The 18,898-nt window shown below is 50.2% G+C and carries 16 protein-coding genes, 4 pseudogenes and 1 riboswitch; of the genes and pseudogenes, 7 read left to right on the top strand and 13 right to left on the bottom strand.

The window, feature by feature from the left end:
• Nucleotides 1–85: 85 nt before the first annotated feature.
• The 3 genes from CRI63_RS18935 to yegS all read left to right on the top strand — a co-directional run bounded on the left by CRI63_RS18935 (nucleotide 86) and on the right by yegS (nucleotide 3,280).
• Nucleotides 86–418: a YegP family protein gene (locus CRI63_RS18935; RefSeq protein WP_130206970.1), complete on the top strand. Its 333-nt coding sequence runs from the start codon at nucleotides 86–88 to the stop codon at nucleotides 416–418.
• Nucleotides 419–761: 343 nt separating this feature from the next.
• A complete protein-coding gene (gene yegQ / locus CRI63_RS18930; RefSeq protein ID WP_135520426.1) occupies nucleotides 762–2,123 on the top strand; it encodes a tRNA 5-hydroxyuridine modification protein YegQ in 1,362 nt (453 codons plus the stop codon).
• A gap of 257 nt (nucleotides 2,124–2,380) precedes the next feature.
• Entirely contained in the window at nucleotides 2,381–3,280 is a 900-nt protein-coding gene (yegS, locus tag CRI63_RS18925; RefSeq protein WP_135520424.1) for a lipid kinase YegS, read from the top strand.
• A gap of 81 nt (nucleotides 3,281–3,361) precedes the next feature.
• On the opposite strand, the gene CRI63_RS18920 is transcribed toward yegS, so the two are convergent.
• The 8 genes and pseudogenes from CRI63_RS18920 to fbaB all read right to left on the bottom strand — a co-directional run bounded on the left by CRI63_RS18920 (nucleotide 3,362) and on the right by fbaB (nucleotide 10,988).
• Complete coding sequence (locus tag CRI63_RS18920) at nucleotides 3,362–4,135, bottom strand: DeoR/GlpR family DNA-binding transcription regulator (RefSeq protein WP_205712905.1); 774 nt, start codon at nucleotides 4,133–4,135, stop codon at nucleotides 3,362–3,364.
• Between the two features lie 105 nt (nucleotides 4,136–4,240).
• Nucleotides 4,241–5,282: pseudogene (gatD, locus tag CRI63_RS18915) on the bottom strand (galactitol-1-phosphate 5-dehydrogenase).
• Nucleotides 5,283–5,331: 49 nt separating this feature from the next.
• Nucleotides 5,332–6,687: a PTS galactitol transporter subunit IIC gene (locus CRI63_RS18910; protein WP_130219344.1), complete on the bottom strand. Its 1,356-nt coding sequence runs from the start codon at nucleotides 6,685–6,687 to the stop codon at nucleotides 5,332–5,334.
• A 3-nt stretch (nucleotides 6,688–6,690) separates the two neighbouring features.
• Nucleotides 6,691–6,975, bottom strand: a complete 285-nt coding sequence (gene gatB, locus CRI63_RS18905; protein ID WP_033805236.1) for a PTS galactitol transporter subunit IIB — start codon at nucleotides 6,973–6,975, stop codon at nucleotides 6,691–6,693.
• Between the two features lie 30 nt (nucleotides 6,976–7,005).
• Entirely contained in the window at nucleotides 7,006–7,458 is a 453-nt protein-coding gene (gene gatA / locus CRI63_RS18900; protein ID WP_130221844.1) for a PTS galactitol transporter subunit IIA, read from the bottom strand.
• 9 nt (nucleotides 7,459–7,467) lie between these two features.
• Nucleotides 7,468–8,730, bottom strand: coding sequence for a tagatose-bisphosphate aldolase subunit GatZ (gene gatZ, locus CRI63_RS18895; protein WP_135520422.1), 1,263 nt, complete (start codon nucleotides 8,728–8,730; stop codon nucleotides 7,468–7,470).
• A gap of 28 nt (nucleotides 8,731–8,758) precedes the next feature.
• Complete coding sequence (gene gatY / locus CRI63_RS18890; RefSeq protein WP_135520446.1) at nucleotides 8,759–9,613, bottom strand: tagatose-bisphosphate aldolase subunit GatY; 855 nt, start codon at nucleotides 9,611–9,613, stop codon at nucleotides 8,759–8,761.
• A gap of 321 nt (nucleotides 9,614–9,934) precedes the next feature.
• Nucleotides 9,935–10,988: pseudogene (gene fbaB / locus CRI63_RS18885) on the bottom strand (class I fructose-bisphosphate aldolase).
• A gap of 256 nt (nucleotides 10,989–11,244) precedes the next feature.
• On the opposite strand from fbaB, the pseudogene CRI63_RS18880 reads away from it, so the two are divergent.
• The 3 genes and pseudogenes from CRI63_RS18880 (at nucleotide 11,245) to CRI63_RS18870 (ending at nucleotide 14,485) form a co-directional block, all read left to right on the top strand.
• A pseudogene (locus CRI63_RS18880) lies at nucleotides 11,245–12,523 on the top strand (nucleoside permease).
• On the top strand, nucleotides 12,520–13,524 hold the full coding sequence (locus CRI63_RS18875; protein ID WP_135520420.1) for an ADP-ribosylglycohydrolase family protein: 1,005 nt from the start codon (nucleotides 12,520–12,522) through the stop codon (nucleotides 13,522–13,524). Before CRI63_RS18880 ends, CRI63_RS18875 begins: the two are co-directional and overlap by 4 nt.
• A pseudogene (locus tag CRI63_RS18870) lies at nucleotides 13,521–14,485 on the top strand (carbohydrate kinase family protein). The gene CRI63_RS18875 and the pseudogene CRI63_RS18870 overlap by 4 nt, the downstream one beginning before the upstream one ends.
• Here the strand turns inward: CRI63_RS18870 and CRI63_RS18865 are convergent.
• The 5 genes from CRI63_RS18865 to CRI63_RS18845 form a co-directional block, all read right to left on the bottom strand.
• Nucleotides 14,459–15,205: a GntR family transcriptional regulator gene (locus CRI63_RS18865; protein WP_000434038.1), complete on the bottom strand. Its 747-nt coding sequence runs from the start codon at nucleotides 15,203–15,205 to the stop codon at nucleotides 14,459–14,461. The pseudogene CRI63_RS18870 and the gene CRI63_RS18865 sit on opposite strands and share 27 nt — an antisense overlap.
• Before the next feature lie 51 nt (nucleotides 15,206–15,256).
• Nucleotides 15,257–16,075: a glycoside hydrolase family 25 protein gene (locus CRI63_RS18860; protein WP_135520418.1), complete on the bottom strand. Its 819-nt coding sequence runs from the start codon at nucleotides 16,073–16,075 to the stop codon at nucleotides 15,257–15,259.
• 65 nt (nucleotides 16,076–16,140) lie between these two features.
• Complete coding sequence (gene thiD, locus CRI63_RS18855; RefSeq protein WP_135520416.1) at nucleotides 16,141–16,941, bottom strand: bifunctional hydroxymethylpyrimidine kinase/phosphomethylpyrimidine kinase; 801 nt, start codon at nucleotides 16,939–16,941, stop codon at nucleotides 16,141–16,143.
• Nucleotides 16,938–17,726: a hydroxyethylthiazole kinase gene (gene thiM, locus CRI63_RS18850; protein WP_135520414.1), complete on the bottom strand. Its 789-nt coding sequence runs from the start codon at nucleotides 17,724–17,726 to the stop codon at nucleotides 16,938–16,940. The genes thiD and thiM overlap by 4 nt, the downstream gene beginning before the upstream one ends.
• 34 nt (nucleotides 17,727–17,760) lie before the next feature.
• Nucleotides 17,761–17,857: riboswitch (TPP riboswitch) on the bottom strand.
• 240 nt (nucleotides 17,858–18,097) lie between these two features.
• Nucleotides 18,098–18,457 carry a hypothetical protein gene (locus tag CRI63_RS18845; RefSeq protein ID WP_135520412.1) on the bottom strand — a complete coding sequence of 120 codons (360 nt, stop codon included), beginning with the start codon at nucleotides 18,455–18,457 and terminating at the stop codon, nucleotides 18,098–18,100.
• Nucleotides 18,458–18,665: 208 nt separating this feature from the next.
• On the opposite strand from CRI63_RS18845, the gene CRI63_RS18840 reads away from it, so the two are divergent.
• Nucleotides 18,666–18,898: transposase (locus tag CRI63_RS18840; RefSeq protein WP_135520410.1), on the top strand; the 233-nt coding region annotated here is incomplete at its 3' end.

Genomic DNA, 18,898 nt, shown 5'->3' with positions numbered 1-18,898 from the left:
CCCTGATTGGCAACCACCTGAATATCACCCATACTTAAATCGTTACATACTGTTTTCGATACGCAATTTCAAGCAAGGAGTCAATATGGCTGGTTGGTTTGAACTTAATAAGAGCAGTGATAATCAGTTCCGTTTTGTGTTAAAAGCGGGAAACGGAGAAATCATTCTCACAAGCGAATTGTATGCCTCAAAAGCCTCTGCGGAAAAGGGCATCGCCTCGGTACAAAGCAACAGTCCGCAGGATGAACGCTATGAGAAAAAGACGGCGAGCAACGGCAAGTTTTATTTCAATCTGAAAGCGGCCAATCATCAGATAATTGGCTCCAGCCAGATGTATGCTACCGCTCAATCACGCGAAGTCGGAATTGCCTCTGTAAAAACCAATGGCGTAAGCCAGACGGTGAAAGATAAGACTTAATCATTGTGCCGGGCGCGGATGACGCGTCCGGCTTTATTTCTAATACACACTGACTTATTGATGCTAAGGATCAATCCGCGCCATTAAAATAATGGGAGGATAAGTTTCATATTAGGTGAAAGAATTTTTGTTCCTCTTTTTGAACGCCACGTTATTTATTTCCTGCAAGTGCCGAAGAAATTATCGTTATTCGCATCCTTACCAAAACCAGGAGACGACCAGACATTTGCACTGGAGCCAACCCCACCGATTGCGCTACAATGCCCGCCCTTAAAGTGGGGACACTCCCCTAACCGCTTCATCAGGTGAAGCGGATCTGACCTGTCATCAGAACGAGAGAATTATGTTTAAACCGGAACTCCTTTCCCCGGCGGGAACGCTGAAAAATATGCGTTACGCTTTCGCTTATGGCGCAGATGCTGTTTATGCGGGCCAGCCGCGTTACTCCCTGCGTGTGCGCAACAACGAATTCAACCACGAAAATCTTCAGCTCGGCATCAATGAAGCCCATGCGCTGGGGAAAAAGTTTTATGTCGTAGTCAACATTGCGCCGCACAACGCTAAGCTGAAAACCTTTATCCGTGACCTGAAACCGGTAGTGGAAATGGGGCCGGATGCGCTGATTATGTCCGATCCTGGGCTGATTATGCTGGTGCGTGAGCACTTCCCTGAAATGCCGATCCACCTTTCCGTGCAGGCTAACGCCGTAAACTGGGCGACGGTAAAATTCTGGCAGCAAATGGGCCTGACCCGCGTGATCCTCTCCCGTGAACTATCACTGGAAGAGATTGAAGAGATCCGCAATCAGGTGCCGGATATGGAGCTCGAAATCTTCGTTCACGGCGCACTGTGCATGGCCTACTCCGGTCGCTGCCTGCTCTCTGGTTATATCAACAAGCGCGACCCGAACCAGGGCACCTGCACCAACGCCTGCCGCTGGGAGTACAACGTCCAGGAAGGTAAAGAAGATGACGTCGGCAACATCGTACACAAATACGAGCCGATTCCGGTGCAAAACGTTGAACCGACGCTGGGTATCGGCGCGCCAACCGACAAAGTGTTTATGATCGAAGAGGCCCAGCGTCCGGGCGAGTATATGACCGCGTTTGAAGACGAACACGGCACTTACATCATGAACTCGAAAGATCTGCGCGCTATCGCACACGTTGAACGCCTGACCAAAATGGGCGTGCATTCGCTGAAAATCGAAGGCCGCACCAAATCTTTCTACTATTGTGCACGCACCGCGCAGGTTTATCGTAAAGCTATCGATGATGCCGCTGCGGGCAAACCGTTCGACACCAGCCTGCTGGAGACGCTGGAAGGTCTGGCGCATCGAGGCTATACCGAAGGTTTCCTGCGTCGCCATACGCATGATGATTACCAGAACTACGAATACGGTTATTCCGTTTCTGACCGCCAGCAGTTTGTTGGTGAGTTTACCGGTGAGCGTAAAGGCGACCTCGCGGCGGTAGCGGTTAAAAACAAATTCTCCGTTGGCGACAGCCTTGAGCTGATGACTCCACAGGGCAATATCAACTTTACCCTTGAGCATATGGAAAACGCCAAAGGCGAAGCGATGCCGGTTGCGCCGGGCGATGGTTATACTGTGTGGCTCCCGGCCCCGCAGGATCTCGAACTGAACTACGCGCTGCTGATGCGTAATTTCTCTGGGGAAACCACGCGTAACCCGCACGGCAAGTGATTAATTTCAAGTATTTTTCCCAGATAGAAAATTCTTAGAAACCGATCACATACAGCTGCATTTATTAAGGTTATCATCCTTTTCGCTGAAAAACATAACCCATAAAATGCTAGCTGTACCAGGAACCACCTCCTTAGCCTGTGTAATCTCCCTTACGCAGGCTTATTTTTTTGCACTACGACTTTCATCCTGTTCTGACTCCACCTTCTCTTTTCTGCTCTACACTTTCTAAAGATCAATAATAAAGGCATACGACGATGGCCGATTTTCCCGCCAGTTTGCTGATTCTTAACGGCAAAAGTGCTGACAATGAAACATTGCGCGAGGCGATTATGCTGTTGCGTGAGGAAGGAATAACGATCCATGTACGGGTCACCTGGGAGAAAGGTGATGCCGCGCGTTTTGTGACTGAAGCGTGCCAACTTGGCGTCGCGACGGTGATAGCAGGCGGTGGTGATGGCACCATTAATGAAGTCTCCACGGCGTTGATTCAGTGTGAAGGCGATGACATTCCTGCTTTGGGGATTTTGCCGCTAGGTACAGCGAATGATTTCGCCACCAGCGTGGGGATCCCTGAGGCGCTGGATAAGGCATTGAAACTGGCGATTGCCGGTAACGCTATTGCAATTGATATGGCGCAGGTTAACAGGCACACCTGTTTTATCAATATGGCAACGGGCGGGTTTGGTACGCGCATCACCACCGAAACACCGGAAAAATTAAAATCCGCACTAGGGGGCGTCTCTTACATCATTCACGGATTAATGCGCATGGATACACTGCAACCGGACCGTTGTGAGATCCGTGGTGATAATTTTCACTGGCAAGGAGATGCCCTGGTTATTGGCATTGGCAACGGACGTCAGGCCGGTGGCGGTCAGCAGTTGTGCCCAAATGCGCTGATTAATGATGGCTTGTTGCAGTTGCGTATTTTCACCGGAGATGAAATTCTTCCGGCCCTCGTATCCACATTAAAATCTGACGAAGATAACCCGAATATTATCGAAGGCGCTTCGGCGTGGTTCGATATACAAGCACCACACGAAATCACTTTTAATCTTGATGGCGAACCGTTGAGTGGACAAAACTTTCATATTGAAATACTTCCGGCGGCGCTGCGTTGTCGATTACCACCAGATTGTCCATTATTGCGTTAATCAAACTATTCTCTCTTGAACCAGGGAGAATCCGTAATGCCGGATGCGGTGTAAACACCTTATCCGGCCTACAGAACAATACTACACCGTAATTAATTTCACCCGTGTCTTCTGCAATGCCAGTTTATCGACCTCTGACACGGCATCATCGGTAATAATAATATCGATTTTTTCGATTGGCAGTACCTGATTAAATCCACGACGGTTAAATTTTGTTGAGTCGAGAACTGCGATAACTTTATTCGCCGCTGTCACCATAGCACCGCTAACGGAATAACCTTCATTAAAGGTCGTAATACCATTAACCGCATCAATCCCATCAGCACCCACAAACATTAAATCGGCATTAATATCCTGCAGGGAACGTTCAGCAATAGATCCATGCATAGATCGCGTTTTATGGCGCACCGTACCACCACAAACCACCAAAGTGATGTCTTTATTTTCAGAAAGGGCAAATGCAGCAGGAAGGCTATTGGTGATCACCGTGATATTTTTAGCAGTCATTAACCCTTCAGCGATAAGCATTGTCGTACTTCCGCTGTCGAGGATAACCGTCATACCTTCGTGGATCATTTTTACTGCCGCCTGCGCAATTCTGTTTTTCGGTGCGCTGGCTAACTGAAATCGCTCTTTAAACCCGACTTCCTGCGCCTCGGTTTCACTATTACCGGACATTATTTTTGCCGCACCGCCATGAAAGCGCGTGACCACACCTTTTTGTTCGAGAAAGCGCAAATCGGCTCGAATTGTCGCTTCCGATGCAGCAAATATTCCCGCCAGATCCTGAACAAGCACGGTTCCCTGTTCATTCACTAATTGGATGATCTTATTCCTTCGCTCGAATGAATTCATCGTCATTTACCCATATTCAATTGTGACTAGTGTAAACGAAGGGGGACCATTGGTGAATGATCTGTTTTGCACAATACCGGGCCAGCATCACGCTGGCCCGCGGTTTCAGGGAATGAGCAACACTTTACCCGGCATGGTATTGCGAGCAATGTCACGCACTGCCTGGGCGAAGCTTTCAAAGCTTCCACGGTGAGCGATTAATGGCTCCAGGCTTAACTTACGTTCTGTCAGCAACCGGCTCGCCGTTTCCCACTCCTGCCCAGGCCACGGGCTGGAGTAGTTCATCCAACTGCCGATAACCGTCAGCTCTTTACGCAATATTTTGCCAAATGTCGCTGATGTTAAATGCAGATCCTGATGTAACGTCCCCACCAGTGCCAGTTGTGCGTGAGGTCCGGCGATTTCCACCCCCAGTTCGACGGTTTGCGGTACGCCTGCTGTCTCGAGGATTAGCTGGTTGAAGCGCAGTTCGCGTAAAACGCTCTGCATTTGCGCCGCGCTCATTTCGCTACTGTTAAATGTTTGCATAGCGCCGAAGGATTTTGCCAGTGCCAGTTTTTCTGGGCTAATGTCGATAGCCGTCACACCTCTTTGCCCCCAGCGCGACAGCGCACTGAATTGCCAGCAGGCCAATGGTTCCGGCACCAATAATAATAACGTTTTTATTCTCACAACCTTGCGCTAAATGGAAAGCATGCAGGCCAACGGTAATCGGTTCAATAAAAGCCCCATCCTCAATAGGCATATCCGCGGGTAGTGCAAAAACATTTTTTCGCTTAACGACAATATATTCGGCAAATCCACCATCACGTCGCGAACCAATAAAATCATATTTCACACACTGGGAATAAAACCCTTTCAGACACTCCGGGCAATTAAAACAGGGTAATAACGGCACACAGGCAACTGCATCGCCAGGTTGTAAATCATCAACACCGGATGCCACCGCATCAATATAGCCACTAAATTCATGGCCTAACGTTATTGGATAATAATGTGCACCATTTTTAAAAATTCTGGGTAAATCGGAACCACATACCCCCGAGCTGGCAATTTTTACCCGCACCTCATCCTGATGATTAATTTCAGGAATAACTCTTTCTGCAACGCGCACGATACCATCAGTATCATTCACCACTGATTTCATAAAAACTCCTGATTTGTTAAGGGGGATATTCTCCCCCTCAGGTAAAAAATTATTCTGCGATAGCGGCTTTCTCTTGTTTGGTAAAGCCGCGCGCTCTACGCCAGGTCATGAAAATACCGGTGAGATAAATGGCGCCGATAATAATGAAACCGGGAATATTTTGCGGGGAGAAAACCTGAATCAATAACCAGGTAATGGGAGAACCGCCCTGATCCATCGAAGCCACCATACCTCCGGCTTTTAATGCGCCCGCATTGGCAGCCAGTTGAGTGTGCAGACCAATAGTTTGCGTCGCAATCCAAAGGGTGATGCTCATGATGATGACGCCCGAGATTAAGGTGCGGAACAGGTTTCCACGATGCACGGCGACTGCCATCGCCACAAAGAAGCCAATAGTTGCAAGATCGCCAAACGGCAGCACCTGATTACCCGGAACACAAACAGCAATCAAAATGGTGAGCGGGATAAAAATCAGGCTTGCCGATACTACCGCCGTATGCCCCAGCAGCAATGCCGGATCAAGGCCAATCAGGAACTCCTGACCGCCGAACTTCGCCTGCAAACGGCTGCGAGCCTGCTTCGCAATAGGTGTTAAGCCATCCATGATGGGTTTAATCACCCGTGGCATCAGCAGCATGACTGCCGCCGTTTTTACCGCCAGTTGCAATACACCTTTGACATCGTAACCCGCGAGGATGCCGATAATCAGCCCCATCACAAAACCCACGGTGACAGGTTCGCCAAAAGGACCAAATTTGCGCTGAATATCGTCGGCGCTAAATTTAATTCGGTTAACGCCAGGGATTTTCTCGATAATGGCATCCACCAGTACCGCGATGGGTCCCAGATACGCCGACGTACCGTGTGGAATAGCAATGCCTTCCAGCTCAAAGAAATCACGGGTATCGCGGGCAAACCAGTCGCCGAGCTTATAAACAAACGCCGCGTGAATTACCACACCCGCCATCCCAATCATCCATGAACCGGTGGCCAGATGCAGCAACGCGCCGGTGAAGGTCATATGCCAGATATTCCAGATATCAACATTCACCACCCGCGTCATACGGGTCAGTAGCATTGCCACGTTAACCAGAATCGCAATCGGAATCGCCACCAGCGCGATTTGCGACGCCCAGGTCATTGGAGATGATCCCGGCCAGCCGACATCGACCACATGCAGATTCAGGTCGAAATTTTCCGCCATCGCTTTCGCCGCCGGGCCAATGGAATCCAGCATTAAGCCAATCACCAGGCCAATGCCAACAAAGCCAATCCCGATATGCAGACCCGCTTTAAAGCAATCGCCTGCCTTCATGCCTAATATTTTAGAAAAAATAATGATGACAATCGGCAACATGACCGTAGGGCCGAGGTCGAGAATATAACGCATGACTTCTGAAAACATAGGTCACCCCTGTAAGATAGTCAGAATTTTATTTTGTAATGCTTCGATACCGACACCAGAAATAAAAGGCATGCCGTGAACTAACGGAATATCGCCAAAACTACGATCCACTTTGGCAGTGGTGCATATCAAATGCACGCCATCCATATAAGTTTCTATTTCATTAACCCGACACTGGATTAATTCAACAGGAATATTATGACTCTGACACAACTCTTTAATTTCTTCCGCCGCCATCGTAGAGGTCGCAACCGCGCCTCCGCAAGCGACAATAATCTTGCGTTTCATAAATAGTCCTTTTTATTGTTACAGAGGGATTTATTCGTCTGAATCTAAAACATACTTTGTGAAATATTCCTTTAACTGGGTTTCAGGAAGAGTGATGAGTGTCTCGACGATATCGGGCTGTTGTAACTTGCCAAATAAACAGCGTAAAAGTTTCAATTGCTGCTGCGGATTTTCCACAATCAACGCAATAACCAACGATACCGCCACGTCGTTATCATCATCCGCTTGCTGAAAATGAACTTTATTTGTTGGCCTTAACAGATAAATGGCTGACGACTTAGCATGAATCGCCTCACAATGCGGTATTGCAATGGCGTGCTGCTCAAGCATTATCCCGGTGGGAAATTCCGCCTCTCTGGCAATTAATGCCTGTGGCCAGGAGTCATGAACTACACCTTGCGCGACCATTTCATTGCCGATATGGGTCAGTGCCTCACTGCGATCGGCAAAAGAAATCCCGCTACGAACAAAGAGCTTTGTCATATGCTGTCCTTATTCCGCACAGCCGTAGCGATAGGCGCGCAAAACATCATAAATTTTATCCATAATCAGCTGATGCGGTATTGCTGATAATTCCCCGGACTGAATGCGTTCAAATTGCTTAGGAAGATACTGACTAATCATGCCCAATGGGATGTCCACACCTTCCAGATTCGCCATCATCGTTTCGACGCTATTTTTAATCCGGTTATGCGGCCAGTAATAACGAATACGATCCGAAAGACTATAACGAATATCCAATAATGAATCGTTAAAACCCGTACGATAATATTTTTTCCAGTATTGCGGTTCGTCGAGCATCACTTCTTCGATTACCGCCAGGCAACCGCTGCGATTTTCGGGGGCAATAAGTTCCTTTTCAATTTGCGCCAGCGAAAATATTGCCTCGCGTAAAGCAAAGGTTAATGCCGGGCCGACTTTCAATATGGCAAAGTGATCGCGCACTAATTCCCGATAAGCCGTCCGGGTCTGGTAATCGGTAGAATGTGCTTCATAAACCATTTTGGTGTTGATTATCCATTCGGCCAGCGCCTGCGCTTCTTGCGGCTGATAATGGATAATATTGCTGTGATCAAATTCCACGCCTGGCTGCACCACAATGGCAATCACGCGTGTTAACGCCTCTGCCAGACCACGGGCAATAAAGGCCTTTTGATGCGTACGTAAAGTATTGGCGGCATCTTCAACCTGGGTGATGTGTACTGACTGAATGGCGCTGGCCTCACCGCCCGGAACCGGAACTTCGGTGCCTATGACATAGCTCAGTTGCTCACGCTGGCAATCTGTCGCCACACTTTCCGCAGCAAAGCAAAGCACAGCAGCTCGTTCCGCAACCGTTTCTGGCGCTAACGGTATGGGATCCCCCGCGCAGGACATTGACGCATCAAGGTGAATTTTACTGAATCCCGCACGAACATATGCTTTTACCAGCTCAATGGATTTTTCCATCGCCACATCTGACTTTTCCTGCTGCCAGCAGTTCGGCCCCAGATGGTCGCCGCCGAGAATAATACGCTCACGTGCAAATCCGACTTTATCGGCAATCGCGAAAACAAATTCGCGAAAGTCCGCCGGTGTCATTCCGGTATAACCGCCAAATTGATTGACCTGGTTTGACGTTGCTTCAATCAGCACTTTGCGCGTGCTGTTGCGATCAAATGCCAGCGCCGCTTCGATAACCAACGGATGTGCAGAACAGACTGAACATATGCCGATATGTTCACCAGTTTTATGCCGGGCAATTAACGTTTTCATGTTTTTTCCTTGTTAAATGGCAGGTGCGTTATGCCCTGCCCTCGCAGCCACAATCGGCAATCACTTTGCTCACCACATCGCGCATTGCAGATTTAGCCGACTGCAAATAATCCCGGGGATCGGTCGCTTCAGGGTACTCGGTCAGGTAATTTTTTAACGCCTGCGAGAAGGCATTTTTCAGCTCCGTTGCAACGTTGATTTTGCATATCCCCAGTTTGATGGTTTGCCGAATATCCTTAGTCGATAATCCTGACGCGCCATGCAGCACCAGCGGTAAGTTCACCCACTGGCGAATGTTCTCCAGTCGAGAAAAATCCAGCGCCGGTGCGCTGGCGTACATACCGTGAGCCGTGCCGATGGCGACCGCCAGGGAATCAATGCCGGTTGCCTCGGCAAATTCACGCGCCTGAACGGGGTTGGTGTACAACGCATCAGCTTCATTGACTTGCACATCATCTTCCTGGCCGCCCAGTTGCCCCAGCTCCGCTTCGACGCTGACATCAAAGCGATGGCAAAAATCCACCACTTCTTTGACCCGTGAAATATTTTGCGCATAAGGCAGATGCGAGGCGTCAATCATGACTGAGCGCACACCGGAGCGGACTTTCTGAGCTATATCTTCAAAATTAGTGTGATGGTCGAGGTGAATCGCCAATGGATGGTGATATTGCTTCGCCATCGCGCTGACCAGCGCCATCAGATTTTCTGTACCGGCATGAGTAAATGTGCCGGGCGTTCCAGCGATAATGACCGGTGCCTGCAGGTTGGCAGCGGTTTCCACCACTACTTGCATCGTTTCGAGATTGTGAATATTGAATGCAGGAACCGCGTAACCGCCGCGCTGCGCGTTGTTTAGCATCTGCTTTGTCGATACCACGTACATTTTCATATCCTATCGTTTATTTTCGATTTCAAAACATAATGAAATTATTTGTTTTTAAATGTCGAGATAACGATCACAAAAACGACAATATGAAAACCAATACAGGAATGAAGGCAAAAAAAACGGCCTCCCGGGGGGGAAGCCGTAACAAAGTGCGCGTTATTTTATGCCGGATGCGGCGTAAACGCCTTATCCGGCCTACGGGGCAGTGCTGTGTGTAGGCATGATAAGACGCTTCAGCGTCGCATCAGGCATAGGTTGTCGGATGCGGCGTAAACGCCTTATCCGGCCTACGGGGCAGTGTTGTTCGTATGAAGCGTATCAGGCGATAGTAATTTTGCTATCGAGATAAACGTCCTGCACGGCGTTAATCAGTTTCACGCCGTCAGCCATTGATTTCTTAAACGCTTTACGGCCGAGAATCAGCCCCATTCCGCCAGCGCGTTTGTTGATGACCGCAGTACGCACCGCATCACTAAGGTCGGTTTCACCGCCTGCTGCACCGCCGGAGTTAATCAGCCCTGCACGCCCCATATAGCAGTTAGCTAACTGATAACGCACCAGATCAATCGGATTTTCGCTGGTCAGCTTGCTGTACACGCGATCGTCGGTGTAACCGTAATTAATCGCTTTATAGCCGCCGTTATTTTCCGCCATTTTTTGTTTGACGATATCTGCACCAATGGTCGCTGCCAGATGGTTCGCCTGGCCGGTCAGGTCGGCGGAAACATGGTAATCAACGCCATCTTTCTTAAAGGCGGAGTTACGCAAATAGGCCCACAGCACTGTCACCATGCCCAGCTCGTGCGCACGTTCAAAGGCCGCAGAAATTTCTTCAATCTGGCGACGTGACTCTTCCGAGCCAAAATAGATGGTCGCGCCCAACCGCCACCGCGCCCATGTTGAACGCCTGCTCCACGCTGGCATACAGCGTTTGATCGTAGGTGTTCGGGTAACTTAGCGTCTCGTTGTGATTAAGTTTGACGAGGAATGGAATGCGATGCGCGTAACGCCGCGATACCGATGCCAGCACACCGTAAGTTGACGCCACACAGTTGCAGCCCGCTTCGATCGCCAGTTCTACAATGTTCTTCGGGTCAAAGTAGAGCGGGTTAGCGGCAAATGAAGCTCCGGCAGAGTGCTCAACGCCCTGGTCAACCGGCAGAATAGAAAGATATCCTGTGCCAGCCAGACGCCCGGTGTTGTAGAGCGTCTGCATATTACGTAACACCGCTGGCGGACGATTATTGTCAATCATCACGCGGTCTACGTAATCATGTCCGGGGAGATAAAGCTGGTCAGAAGGAATAGTCATACAACGGTGCTGTAAAAGGTTGTCGGCGTCATTGCCAAGCAACTGCGCAATATCTGTCATTACTATGCTCCCGTAAATTCCGATTGGATATCGGCTATGGATTGTCCTGGCCCACCTTTTGCGGGCAATCATAATCCTGGTCGTTACGGGCTGGTTTTGCCATCTTTTGGATGTTTTTTCAGCGTTTTCTGTTGGCACGATTCATCAGAAAAAGTGTTACAGCGGTCAAGCTTTCACCGCAAAGGTATTTAAAAGGTATTATTAGGTGGTATTGTCATCGCGTACCTTACATTACCTGTCATGAAGGAATTAAAAGATGAAAACAACAGCAAAGCTGTCGTTCATGATGTTTGTTGAATGGTTTATTTGGGGCGCGTGGTTTGTGCCATTGTGGCTGTGGTTAAGTAAAAGCGGTTTCAGCGCCGGAGAAATTGGCTGGTCCTATGCTTGCACAGCTATTGCGGCGATCCTGTCGCCGATTCTGGTTGGCTCCATCACTGACCGCTTTTTCTCGGCGCAGAAAGTGCTGGCGGTATTGATGTTCGCCGGTGCGGTGCTGATGTATTTCGCTGCGCAACAGACCACTTTTGCCGGGTTCTTCCCATTACTGCTGGCCTACTCACTGACCTATATGCCGACCATTGCGCTGACTAACAGTATCGCGTTTGCCAACGTGCCGGATGTGGAGCGTGATTTTCCGCGCATTCGCGTACTGGGGACTATAGGCTGGATTGCCTCTGGCCTGGTCTGCGGATTCTTGCCTCAGATGCTGGGATATGACGATATCTCACCGACCAATATTCCGCTGTTAATTACCGCAGGAAGCTCCGCATTGCTCGGTGCGTTTGCCTTATTCCTGCCAGACACTCCGCCAAAAAGCACCGGCAAAATGGACATTAACGTCATGCTCGGCCTGGATGCGCTTATCCTGCTGCGCGATAAAAATTTCCTCATCTTTTTCTTCTGTTCATTCCTGTTTGCGATGCCGCTGGCGTTCTATTACATCTTTGCCAACGGTTATCTGACTGAAGTCGGCATGAAAAACGCCACCGGCTGGATGACGCTCGGCCAGTTCTCTGAAATCTTCTTTATGCTGGCATTGCCGTTTTTCACCAAACGCTTTGGTATCAAAAAGGTATTGTTGCTTGGTCTGGTCACCGCTGCGATCCGTTATGGCTTCTTTATTTACGGTAGTGCGGATGAATATTTCACCTACGCGTTACTGTTCCTCGGCATTTTGCTGCACGGCGTAAGTTACGATTTTTACTACGTTACCGCTTACATCTATGTCGATAAAAAAAGCCCCCGTGCATATGCGTACCGCCGCGCAGGGGCTGATCACGCTCTGCTGCCAGGGCTTCGGCAGTTTGCTCGGCTATCGTCTTGGCGGTGTGATGATGGAGAAGATGTTTGCTTATCAGGAACCGGTAAACGGGCTGACCTTCAACTGGGCCGGGATGTGGACTTTTGGCGCGGTGATGATTGCCATTATCGCCGTGCTGTTTATGATTTTTTTCCGCGAATCCGACAACGAAATTACGGCTATCAAGGTCGATGATCGCGATATTGCGTTGACACAAGGGGAAGTTAAATGAAAACAGAACGTATTCTCGGTGCTCTTTACGGGCAGGCGTTAGGGGATGCGATGGGGATGCCCTCCGAGCTTTGGCCACGCAGCCGCGTTAAAGCACACTTTGGCTGGATTGACCGTTTTCTGCCTGGACCAAAGGAGAATAACGCGGCCTGTTATTTTAACCGCGCCGAATTCACCGACGATACCTCGATGGCGCTGTGTCTGGCGGATGCGTTGCTGGAACGTGAAGGCAAGATCGATCCGGATCTGATTGGGCGTAATATTCTCGACTGGGCGCTACGTTTCGACGCCTTCAACAAAAACGTGCTAGGCCCAACCTCGAAGATTGCGCTTAACGCCATTCGCGACGGTAAACCCGTTGCTGAACTGGAAAACAACGGCGTGACCAACGGCGCAGCGATGCGCGTCTCACCATTGGGGTGTTTACTCCCGGCGCGTGATGTTGATTCCTTTATTGATGATGTGGCGCTGGCATCCAGCCCGACCCATAAATCCGATCTGGCGGTTGCAGGTGCGGTAGTCATCGCGTGGGCAATTTCTCGTGCCATTGACGGAGAAAGCTGGTCAACGATTGTTGATTCCCTGCCTTCAATTGCGCGACATGCACAGCAAAAACGCATCACCACGTTCAGCGCCTCACTGGCGGCGCGGCTGGAGATTGCGCTGAAAATTGTGCGCAATGCCGACGGCACCGAATCCGCCAGCGAACAGCTTTACCAGGTCGTTGGCGCAGGCACCAGCACCATTGAGTCCGTTCCATGCGCCATTGCGCTGGTTGAGCTGGCACAAACCGATCCGAACCGTTGCGCCGTCCTGTGCGCCAATCTTGGCGGCGACACAGACACCATCGGCGCCATGGCGACGGCAATTTGTGGCGCGTTGCATGGCGTTAACGCTATCGATCCTGCGTTAAAGACGGAACTGGATGCGGTAAATCAACTTGATTTCAACCGCTATGCCACAGCGCTGGCGAAGTATCGCCAACAACGGGAGGCGGTATGAGCGGCGCTCGATTACACACGCTGCTGCCTGAATTAACCACGCGTCAGCCAGTGATGGTGATTGGCGCGGCGGTCATTGATGTGATCGCCGACGCTTATGCCCTCCCCTGGCGCGGGTGCGATATCGAACTGAAACAGCAGAGCGTTAACGTTGGCGGCTGCGCACTGAATATTGCCGTGGCGTTAAAGCGCCTCGGCATCGAAGCGGGTAATGCCCTGCCGCTCGGTCAGGGGGTATGGGCGGAGATTATTCGCAACCGGATGGCGAAAGAGGGGTTAATCAGCCTGATCGATAACGCTGAAGGCGATAACGGCTGGTGTCTGGCGCTGGTTGAGCCGGATGGCGAACGCACGTTTATGTCGTTCAGTGGTGTGGAAAATCAGTGGAATCGCGAATGGCTGGCGCGATTAACCGTTGCGCCTGGCAGCCTGCTCTATTTTTCCGGTTATCAACTGGCCTCGCCCTGCGGCGAATTGTTAGTGGAATGGCTGGAAGAGCTGCAAGACGTGACGCCGTTTATCGATTTTGGCCCACGTATTGGTGATATCCCGGATGCATTACTTGCGCGGATCATGGCCTGTCGACCTGTCGTTTCACTCAATCGTCAAGAGGCTGAGATTGCGCCGAACGTTTTGCTTTATCCGCAGAGATAACAACGCTTGGCAAGCAATGGCAGGAGAAATTTGCCGCGTCGTTGATCGTTCGTCTCGATAAAGAAGGTGCCTGGTATTTCAGCGACAACACGTCAGGCTGCGCTCCCGCATTTCCAACGCAAGTTGTAGACACCATTGGTGCGGGCGACAGTCATGCAGGTGGCGTACTTGCCGGGCTGGCCTCTGGTCTGCCACTGGCGGATGCCGTATTACTGGGCAATGCAGTGGCATCGTGGGTTGTCGGGCATCGCGGCGGTGATTGTGCGCCAACGCGCGAGGAACTACTCCTCGCACACAAAAACGTATAGATCGCTGCGACAGTGGCTGATGCTGTACTCAATAGGCCGTTGCTGTTGGTCAAGCGCCACTTGCTTGATCACCAGCACCGGTATTTTGCTATCTAACTGAATATGTGACTGAAACTCAGCATCCGGCATTCGGGCGCTAACGCGGGAACGCGTACGTTGTGGGTAAATGTGCTGGCTGCGGAAATAGTCATAAAGAGAAATTCCGATGGCATCAACATCATGAATTAAATGCGCCGGAACCCACGACTCTTCAATCGATACCGCTTCTTCATCGACATAACGAATACGCTTCAATAAAAAGACATCACTGCCCGCTTCGACCGCCAGTTGCTGCGCCACCTCTTCAGGGCATTTAACCACTCGCTTGTTAACCCATAGCGTATCGGGCTTTTTACCGCGCAACACCACCTGTTGAGAAAATCCTCGCGCTTCTTTCAACGAGTATTCAAAGATGTTGTTGATCTGCGTGCCGTAGCCACGCGAACGCGTCACCACGCCCTCTTCTTCCAGCGCCTGCATCGCCTTGCGCACCGTAATACGCGAAACGCCGGTTAACTGACTTAAATCACGCTCGCCAGGTAAAATATTGCCATGTTCCAGCACCCCGCTGCGCACGGCATTTTTTACCGTTTCGGCAAACTTAATATAAAGCGGCGTGTTGTCCGCCGCTAAAATACGCTCATTCAGTTGAGCGATAAGCTGGGTATGCGCTTGTTCCATTTGTCTTTTTCCTGCCGGGGAGTCTGGTAGGAGTATATCACTGCTGGTTATTTAAGGCGTTTCTTTAATGCCATCAACGAAAGCCTGCAATTCCTCCGCCTTGCCATTAAACACATTAAAATCCACTGGACCATTAATGCCATCTACCTGTCCACGGTCGGAATGCTGCCAGAAGCGCCAGGCCATTCCGTCACTGTCCGGACGACGTTGATAGTAGTGCGCAACCCACCACGGATACTCATTGAAATACCCCGCCAGATTCGTGTGATAAAACACGGCTCCGGAGTAAATAATCGGCTTTTTTCCCGTGCTTTTTTCGACCATTTTTAGCCACTGACTTACCCGTTTGCGTAATTCTTTTGCCGATAATTTTCCTCGCTCTTCTACGTCCAGCACGGCAGGGAAATCGCCGTGGGCAAAATCCACTGTTTGCAGAAATAATCTGGCCTGAACTGAAGCGGATACCGACGGAGAAAAATAGTGATACGCCCCGCGCAGCAGGCCATTTTCGCGGCTTAGTTGCCAGTTACGCGAAAAATACGGGTCCACCAGCTTTTCGCCTTCCGTCGCCTTGATAAAGGCAAATTGCAAGCGAATACCGTTGTCGCGCATTTTTGCTACACGCTGCCAGTCGACCCGCTCCTGCCAGCGCGAAACATCAATACCATGAATGGTGTAATTGGCAGGGATACGAATAGCAAAAGATTTGACCGGGCGATAACCATAAAAGTGGATGTAGTCTTTAATCTGAATTGCTGTCGAATAGAAAAAATTCACCGTCTGACGGGGATGAATCGCAACGATGGAAATTAGCCCCAGAGCGCATATCAAAGCGGTGAATTTTTTTCGACTGGCGATTCTTAGCTGCATTGGTTTCATCCCTGAATTTCAGCGCGAAAAAGCTGAAAAATGCCAAAGCAGCTATACTACGGTGCTCACCACCAGGCGTGAAAGTGGTGAACCGGACCAATCCCGTGGCCAACTTCCAGCGTGTCGGCCTGGGCTAACGCCGAGGAAAGCCAGCTTTTTGCCTCCTGTACGGTGTCAGCCCAGTTTGTATGGCGCGGGCGTAGTGCAGCCAACGCCGCAGAGAGCGTACAACCAGTGCCGTGGGTGTTTTTGGTCATAATGCGCGGTGCAGTAAATCGTTGTTCTCCCTCACGAGTAAACAGCCAGTCCGGGCTTTGCTCATCATCCAGATGACCACCTTTCATTAGCACTGCGCCACAGCCCATCGCCAATAATTCACGTCCCTGTTCCAGCATTTCCTGTTCGTTACGCGCGTGTGGCGCGTCGAGCAAGGCGGCTGCTTCGGGCAAGTTTGGCGTTATTAATGAAACCTGTGGCAATAATCGACTGCGTAGCGTGGCAACTGCCGAAGGTGAAAGCAGCGGGTCGCCGCTTTTTGCCAGCATAACGGTGTCGAGTACCACGTTTTGGATCTGATAACGTTGCAACCGTTCTGCCACCGCTTCAACAATATCGGTTTCCGCCAACATACCGATTTTAGTGGTGTCGATTCGCACATCGCTGAACACCGAATCGAGCTGGGCGGCAACAAAATCAGGCTCAATACGATACACCGACTGTACGCCACGGGTATTTTGCGCCACCAGTGCAGTGATTACCGAGCAACCATACGCACCTAGCGCCGAGAAGGTTTTAAGATCGGCCTGAATCCCCGCACCACCACTCGGATCAGTACCGGCAATCGTCAGAGCGTTAATCCGTTTCATGCCTGCACCTCCTGCGTCAGCTGCCAGAGCGCGTCAAGGAAATGTGGAACAAAACTGCCTGGCCCCTCGCTTCTGGCGACTGCGCGTTCTCCGGCTTGTTTCATCCAGTGACAAGCAGATGCGATATTTTCCAGCGTATCACCCGGTAATGCACAACTGGCTGCGACGACTGCCGATAATGCACAGCCAGTTCCTACCACTTTGGTCATTAACGGATCGCCGCCGTGAATGCCAACGGTGCGACGACCATCGGTAACATAATCTACCTCGCCAGTGACCACGACAACTGCGCCATTTTCCCGTGCCAGAGTTTGCGCGGCGGGCAACGCGTTAGCTACGTCGTCAGTGGTATCCACTCCCCGTCCACCATTAGCAACGCCAGCTAATGCCATGATTTCCGAAGCATTACCACGTATGGCGGTTGGCTTATGGGACAGAAGTTCCACACAAAAACGGCGGCGATAATCGAGTGCACCAACCGCAACCGGATCAAGCGTCCAGGGCGTTTGTGATCGTGTTGCCTGTTCAACGGCAGCACGCATCGCCTGCGCACGTGGCTGCGTCAGTGTGCCAACGTTAATCAACAAGGCACTGGCGATGGCCGCAAACTGACTGGCCTCTTCGGCTTCGATAACCATCGCTGGCGATGCACCGAGCGCCAGTAAGGTATTGGCAGTAAAGGTTTGCACCACATCATTGGTCATGCAGTGCACAAGGGGAGAGTGTTGGTGAAAGAGGTGTAACGCGTGCGCAGATTGCGCGGAACTCAGCAGGTCGACTTGCATAGTTTGCTCCTGCCATAACGTGAAGAAGCAATGACCTGATGGTCCGTGACTTCCCTACGCTGGCATTATCCAGATCAGGTGGTACGGGTTTTTCTCAGCCTTCACGAAGAAGGGCACCCCGAGTCATGTACTGCAAAATCAAAAGCTTGCGATTAATGCTCCTCATTAATCCCTGATCAGGATAGTAATGCCAGCGGGAAGTCTTGTAAACGGTAAAAGCGGCCCTTTTGGGCTACGTGTGACAGGTTGAGTGACAGTTTGTATGGCACAAGCAACCATCCGTTATTACGACATAATGGTTTAAGAAACAATAATGCCGGTTTCTACCGGCTCTAGTCTGTGTATCTCTGACATTTAAAACAGTGGCATTGTCAGGCTGCTTTAATTGCTGATACGTAGTGATTGCCAATCTCCTTGATTATTTGAGTAAGCGGCATCAGTTGCCGCTTGTGTTTCCTAAAGTTAAAATCAATGACATCAGCATTTTGGTTTTCCACTTTGGGGCATTCGTAGGTACGAGTAATGAATCCGCACATATCTGCGAGCACCTTAGCTTTGTCCATCTCACCAAGCATGACTAACTGACGAAATCGTTCCCTTTCTTCATCAGAAAAGTTTAAAACACAAACATTTTCTACCCCAGAACCGCACTCCTTTTTACGCCATTTTTCTTGCGTGATACCGGATTGCTTCAGATGCACATCGAAGGACTCTGGTAACTCGTTGCACATTGCGAACTGAAGGATCCTTTTCATTCCCCTTGGAGTTATTGTAAGCCTGCATTTGATTGAATACTGTTGTTGCGTTTATGTAATCCAGTTGCCTCAACATCGCGAAAATTCTCTCATTTGAATATCGGTGCGAATTGTAGTGGCATAGTGAATTTGGCCACCTGAATAGAGGTGATATCATCACCTCATAGTCAAAACAGGTGACATTATGACCGGACGTAACAGACGCAATTTTAGCCCCGAGTTTCGCCTCGAGGCTGCCCAGCTTGTACTCGATCAGCATTACACCGTTGCCGCCGCTGCCACTGCGATGAATGTCGGCAAATCCACGATGGATAAATGGGTTCGACAACTGAAAGAAGAGCGAGCGGGAAAATCACCCATAGCTTCACCCATGACACCTGAGCAGATTGAAATACGTGAGTTGAAGAAAAGACTTCA

Origin of the sequence: Escherichia sp. E2661 (assembly GCF_004745185.1) — a bacterium.
In the GTDB taxonomy this organism is placed as follows: Bacteria; Pseudomonadota; Gammaproteobacteria; order Enterobacterales; family Enterobacteriaceae; genus Escherichia.
The sequence above is the reverse complement of the archived record's forward strand: the minus strand, read 5'-3'. Positions and strand labels throughout refer to the sequence as shown.

Excerpts from the sequence above, each read along its gene's own strand:
- CRI63_RS18935 (WP_130206970.1), top strand. The coding sequence starts at position 86 with ATGGCTGGTTGGTTTGAACTTAATAAGAGCAGTGATAATCAGTTCCGT.
- yegQ (WP_135520426.1), top strand. The coding sequence starts at position 762 with ATGTTTAAACCGGAACTCCTTTCCCCGGCGGGAACGCTGAAAAATATG.
- yegS (WP_135520424.1), top strand. The coding sequence starts at position 2,381 with ATGGCCGATTTTCCCGCCAGTTTGCTGATTCTTAACGGCAAAAGTGCT.
- CRI63_RS18920 (WP_205712905.1), bottom strand. The coding sequence starts at position 4,135 with ATGAATTCATTCGAGCGAAGGAATAAGATCATCCAATTAGTGAATGAA.
- CRI63_RS18910 (WP_130219344.1), bottom strand. The coding sequence starts at position 6,687 with ATGTTTTCAGAAGTCATGCGTTATATTCTCGACCTCGGCCCTACGGTC.
- gatB (WP_033805236.1), bottom strand. The coding sequence starts at position 6,975 with ATGAAACGCAAGATTATTGTCGCTTGCGGAGGCGCGGTTGCGACCTCT.
- gatA (WP_130221844.1), bottom strand. The coding sequence starts at position 7,458 with ATGACAAAGCTCTTTGTTCGTAGCGGGATTTCTTTTGCCGATCGCAGT.
- gatZ (WP_135520422.1), bottom strand. The coding sequence starts at position 8,730 with ATGAAAACGTTAATTGCCCGGCATAAAACTGGTGAACATATCGGCATA.
- gatY (WP_135520446.1), bottom strand. The coding sequence starts at position 9,613 with ATGTACGTGGTATCGACAAAGCAGATGCTAAACAACGCGCAGCGCGGC.
- CRI63_RS18875 (WP_135520420.1), top strand. The coding sequence starts at position 12,520 with ATGAAAACAGAACGTATTCTCGGTGCTCTTTACGGGCAGGCGTTAGGG.
- CRI63_RS18865 (WP_000434038.1), bottom strand. The coding sequence starts at position 15,205 with ATGGAACAAGCGCATACCCAGCTTATCGCTCAACTGAATGAGCGTATT.
- CRI63_RS18860 (WP_135520418.1), bottom strand. The coding sequence starts at position 16,075 with ATGCAGCTAAGAATCGCCAGTCGAAAAAAATTCACCGCTTTGATATGC.
- thiD (WP_135520416.1), bottom strand. The coding sequence starts at position 16,941 with ATGAAACGGATTAACGCTCTGACGATTGCCGGTACTGATCCGAGTGGT.
- thiM (WP_135520414.1), bottom strand. The coding sequence starts at position 17,726 with ATGCAAGTCGACCTGCTGAGTTCCGCGCAATCTGCGCACGCGTTACAC.
- CRI63_RS18845 (WP_135520412.1), bottom strand. The coding sequence starts at position 18,457 with ATGTGCAACGAGTTACCAGAGTCCTTCGATGTGCATCTGAAGCAATCC.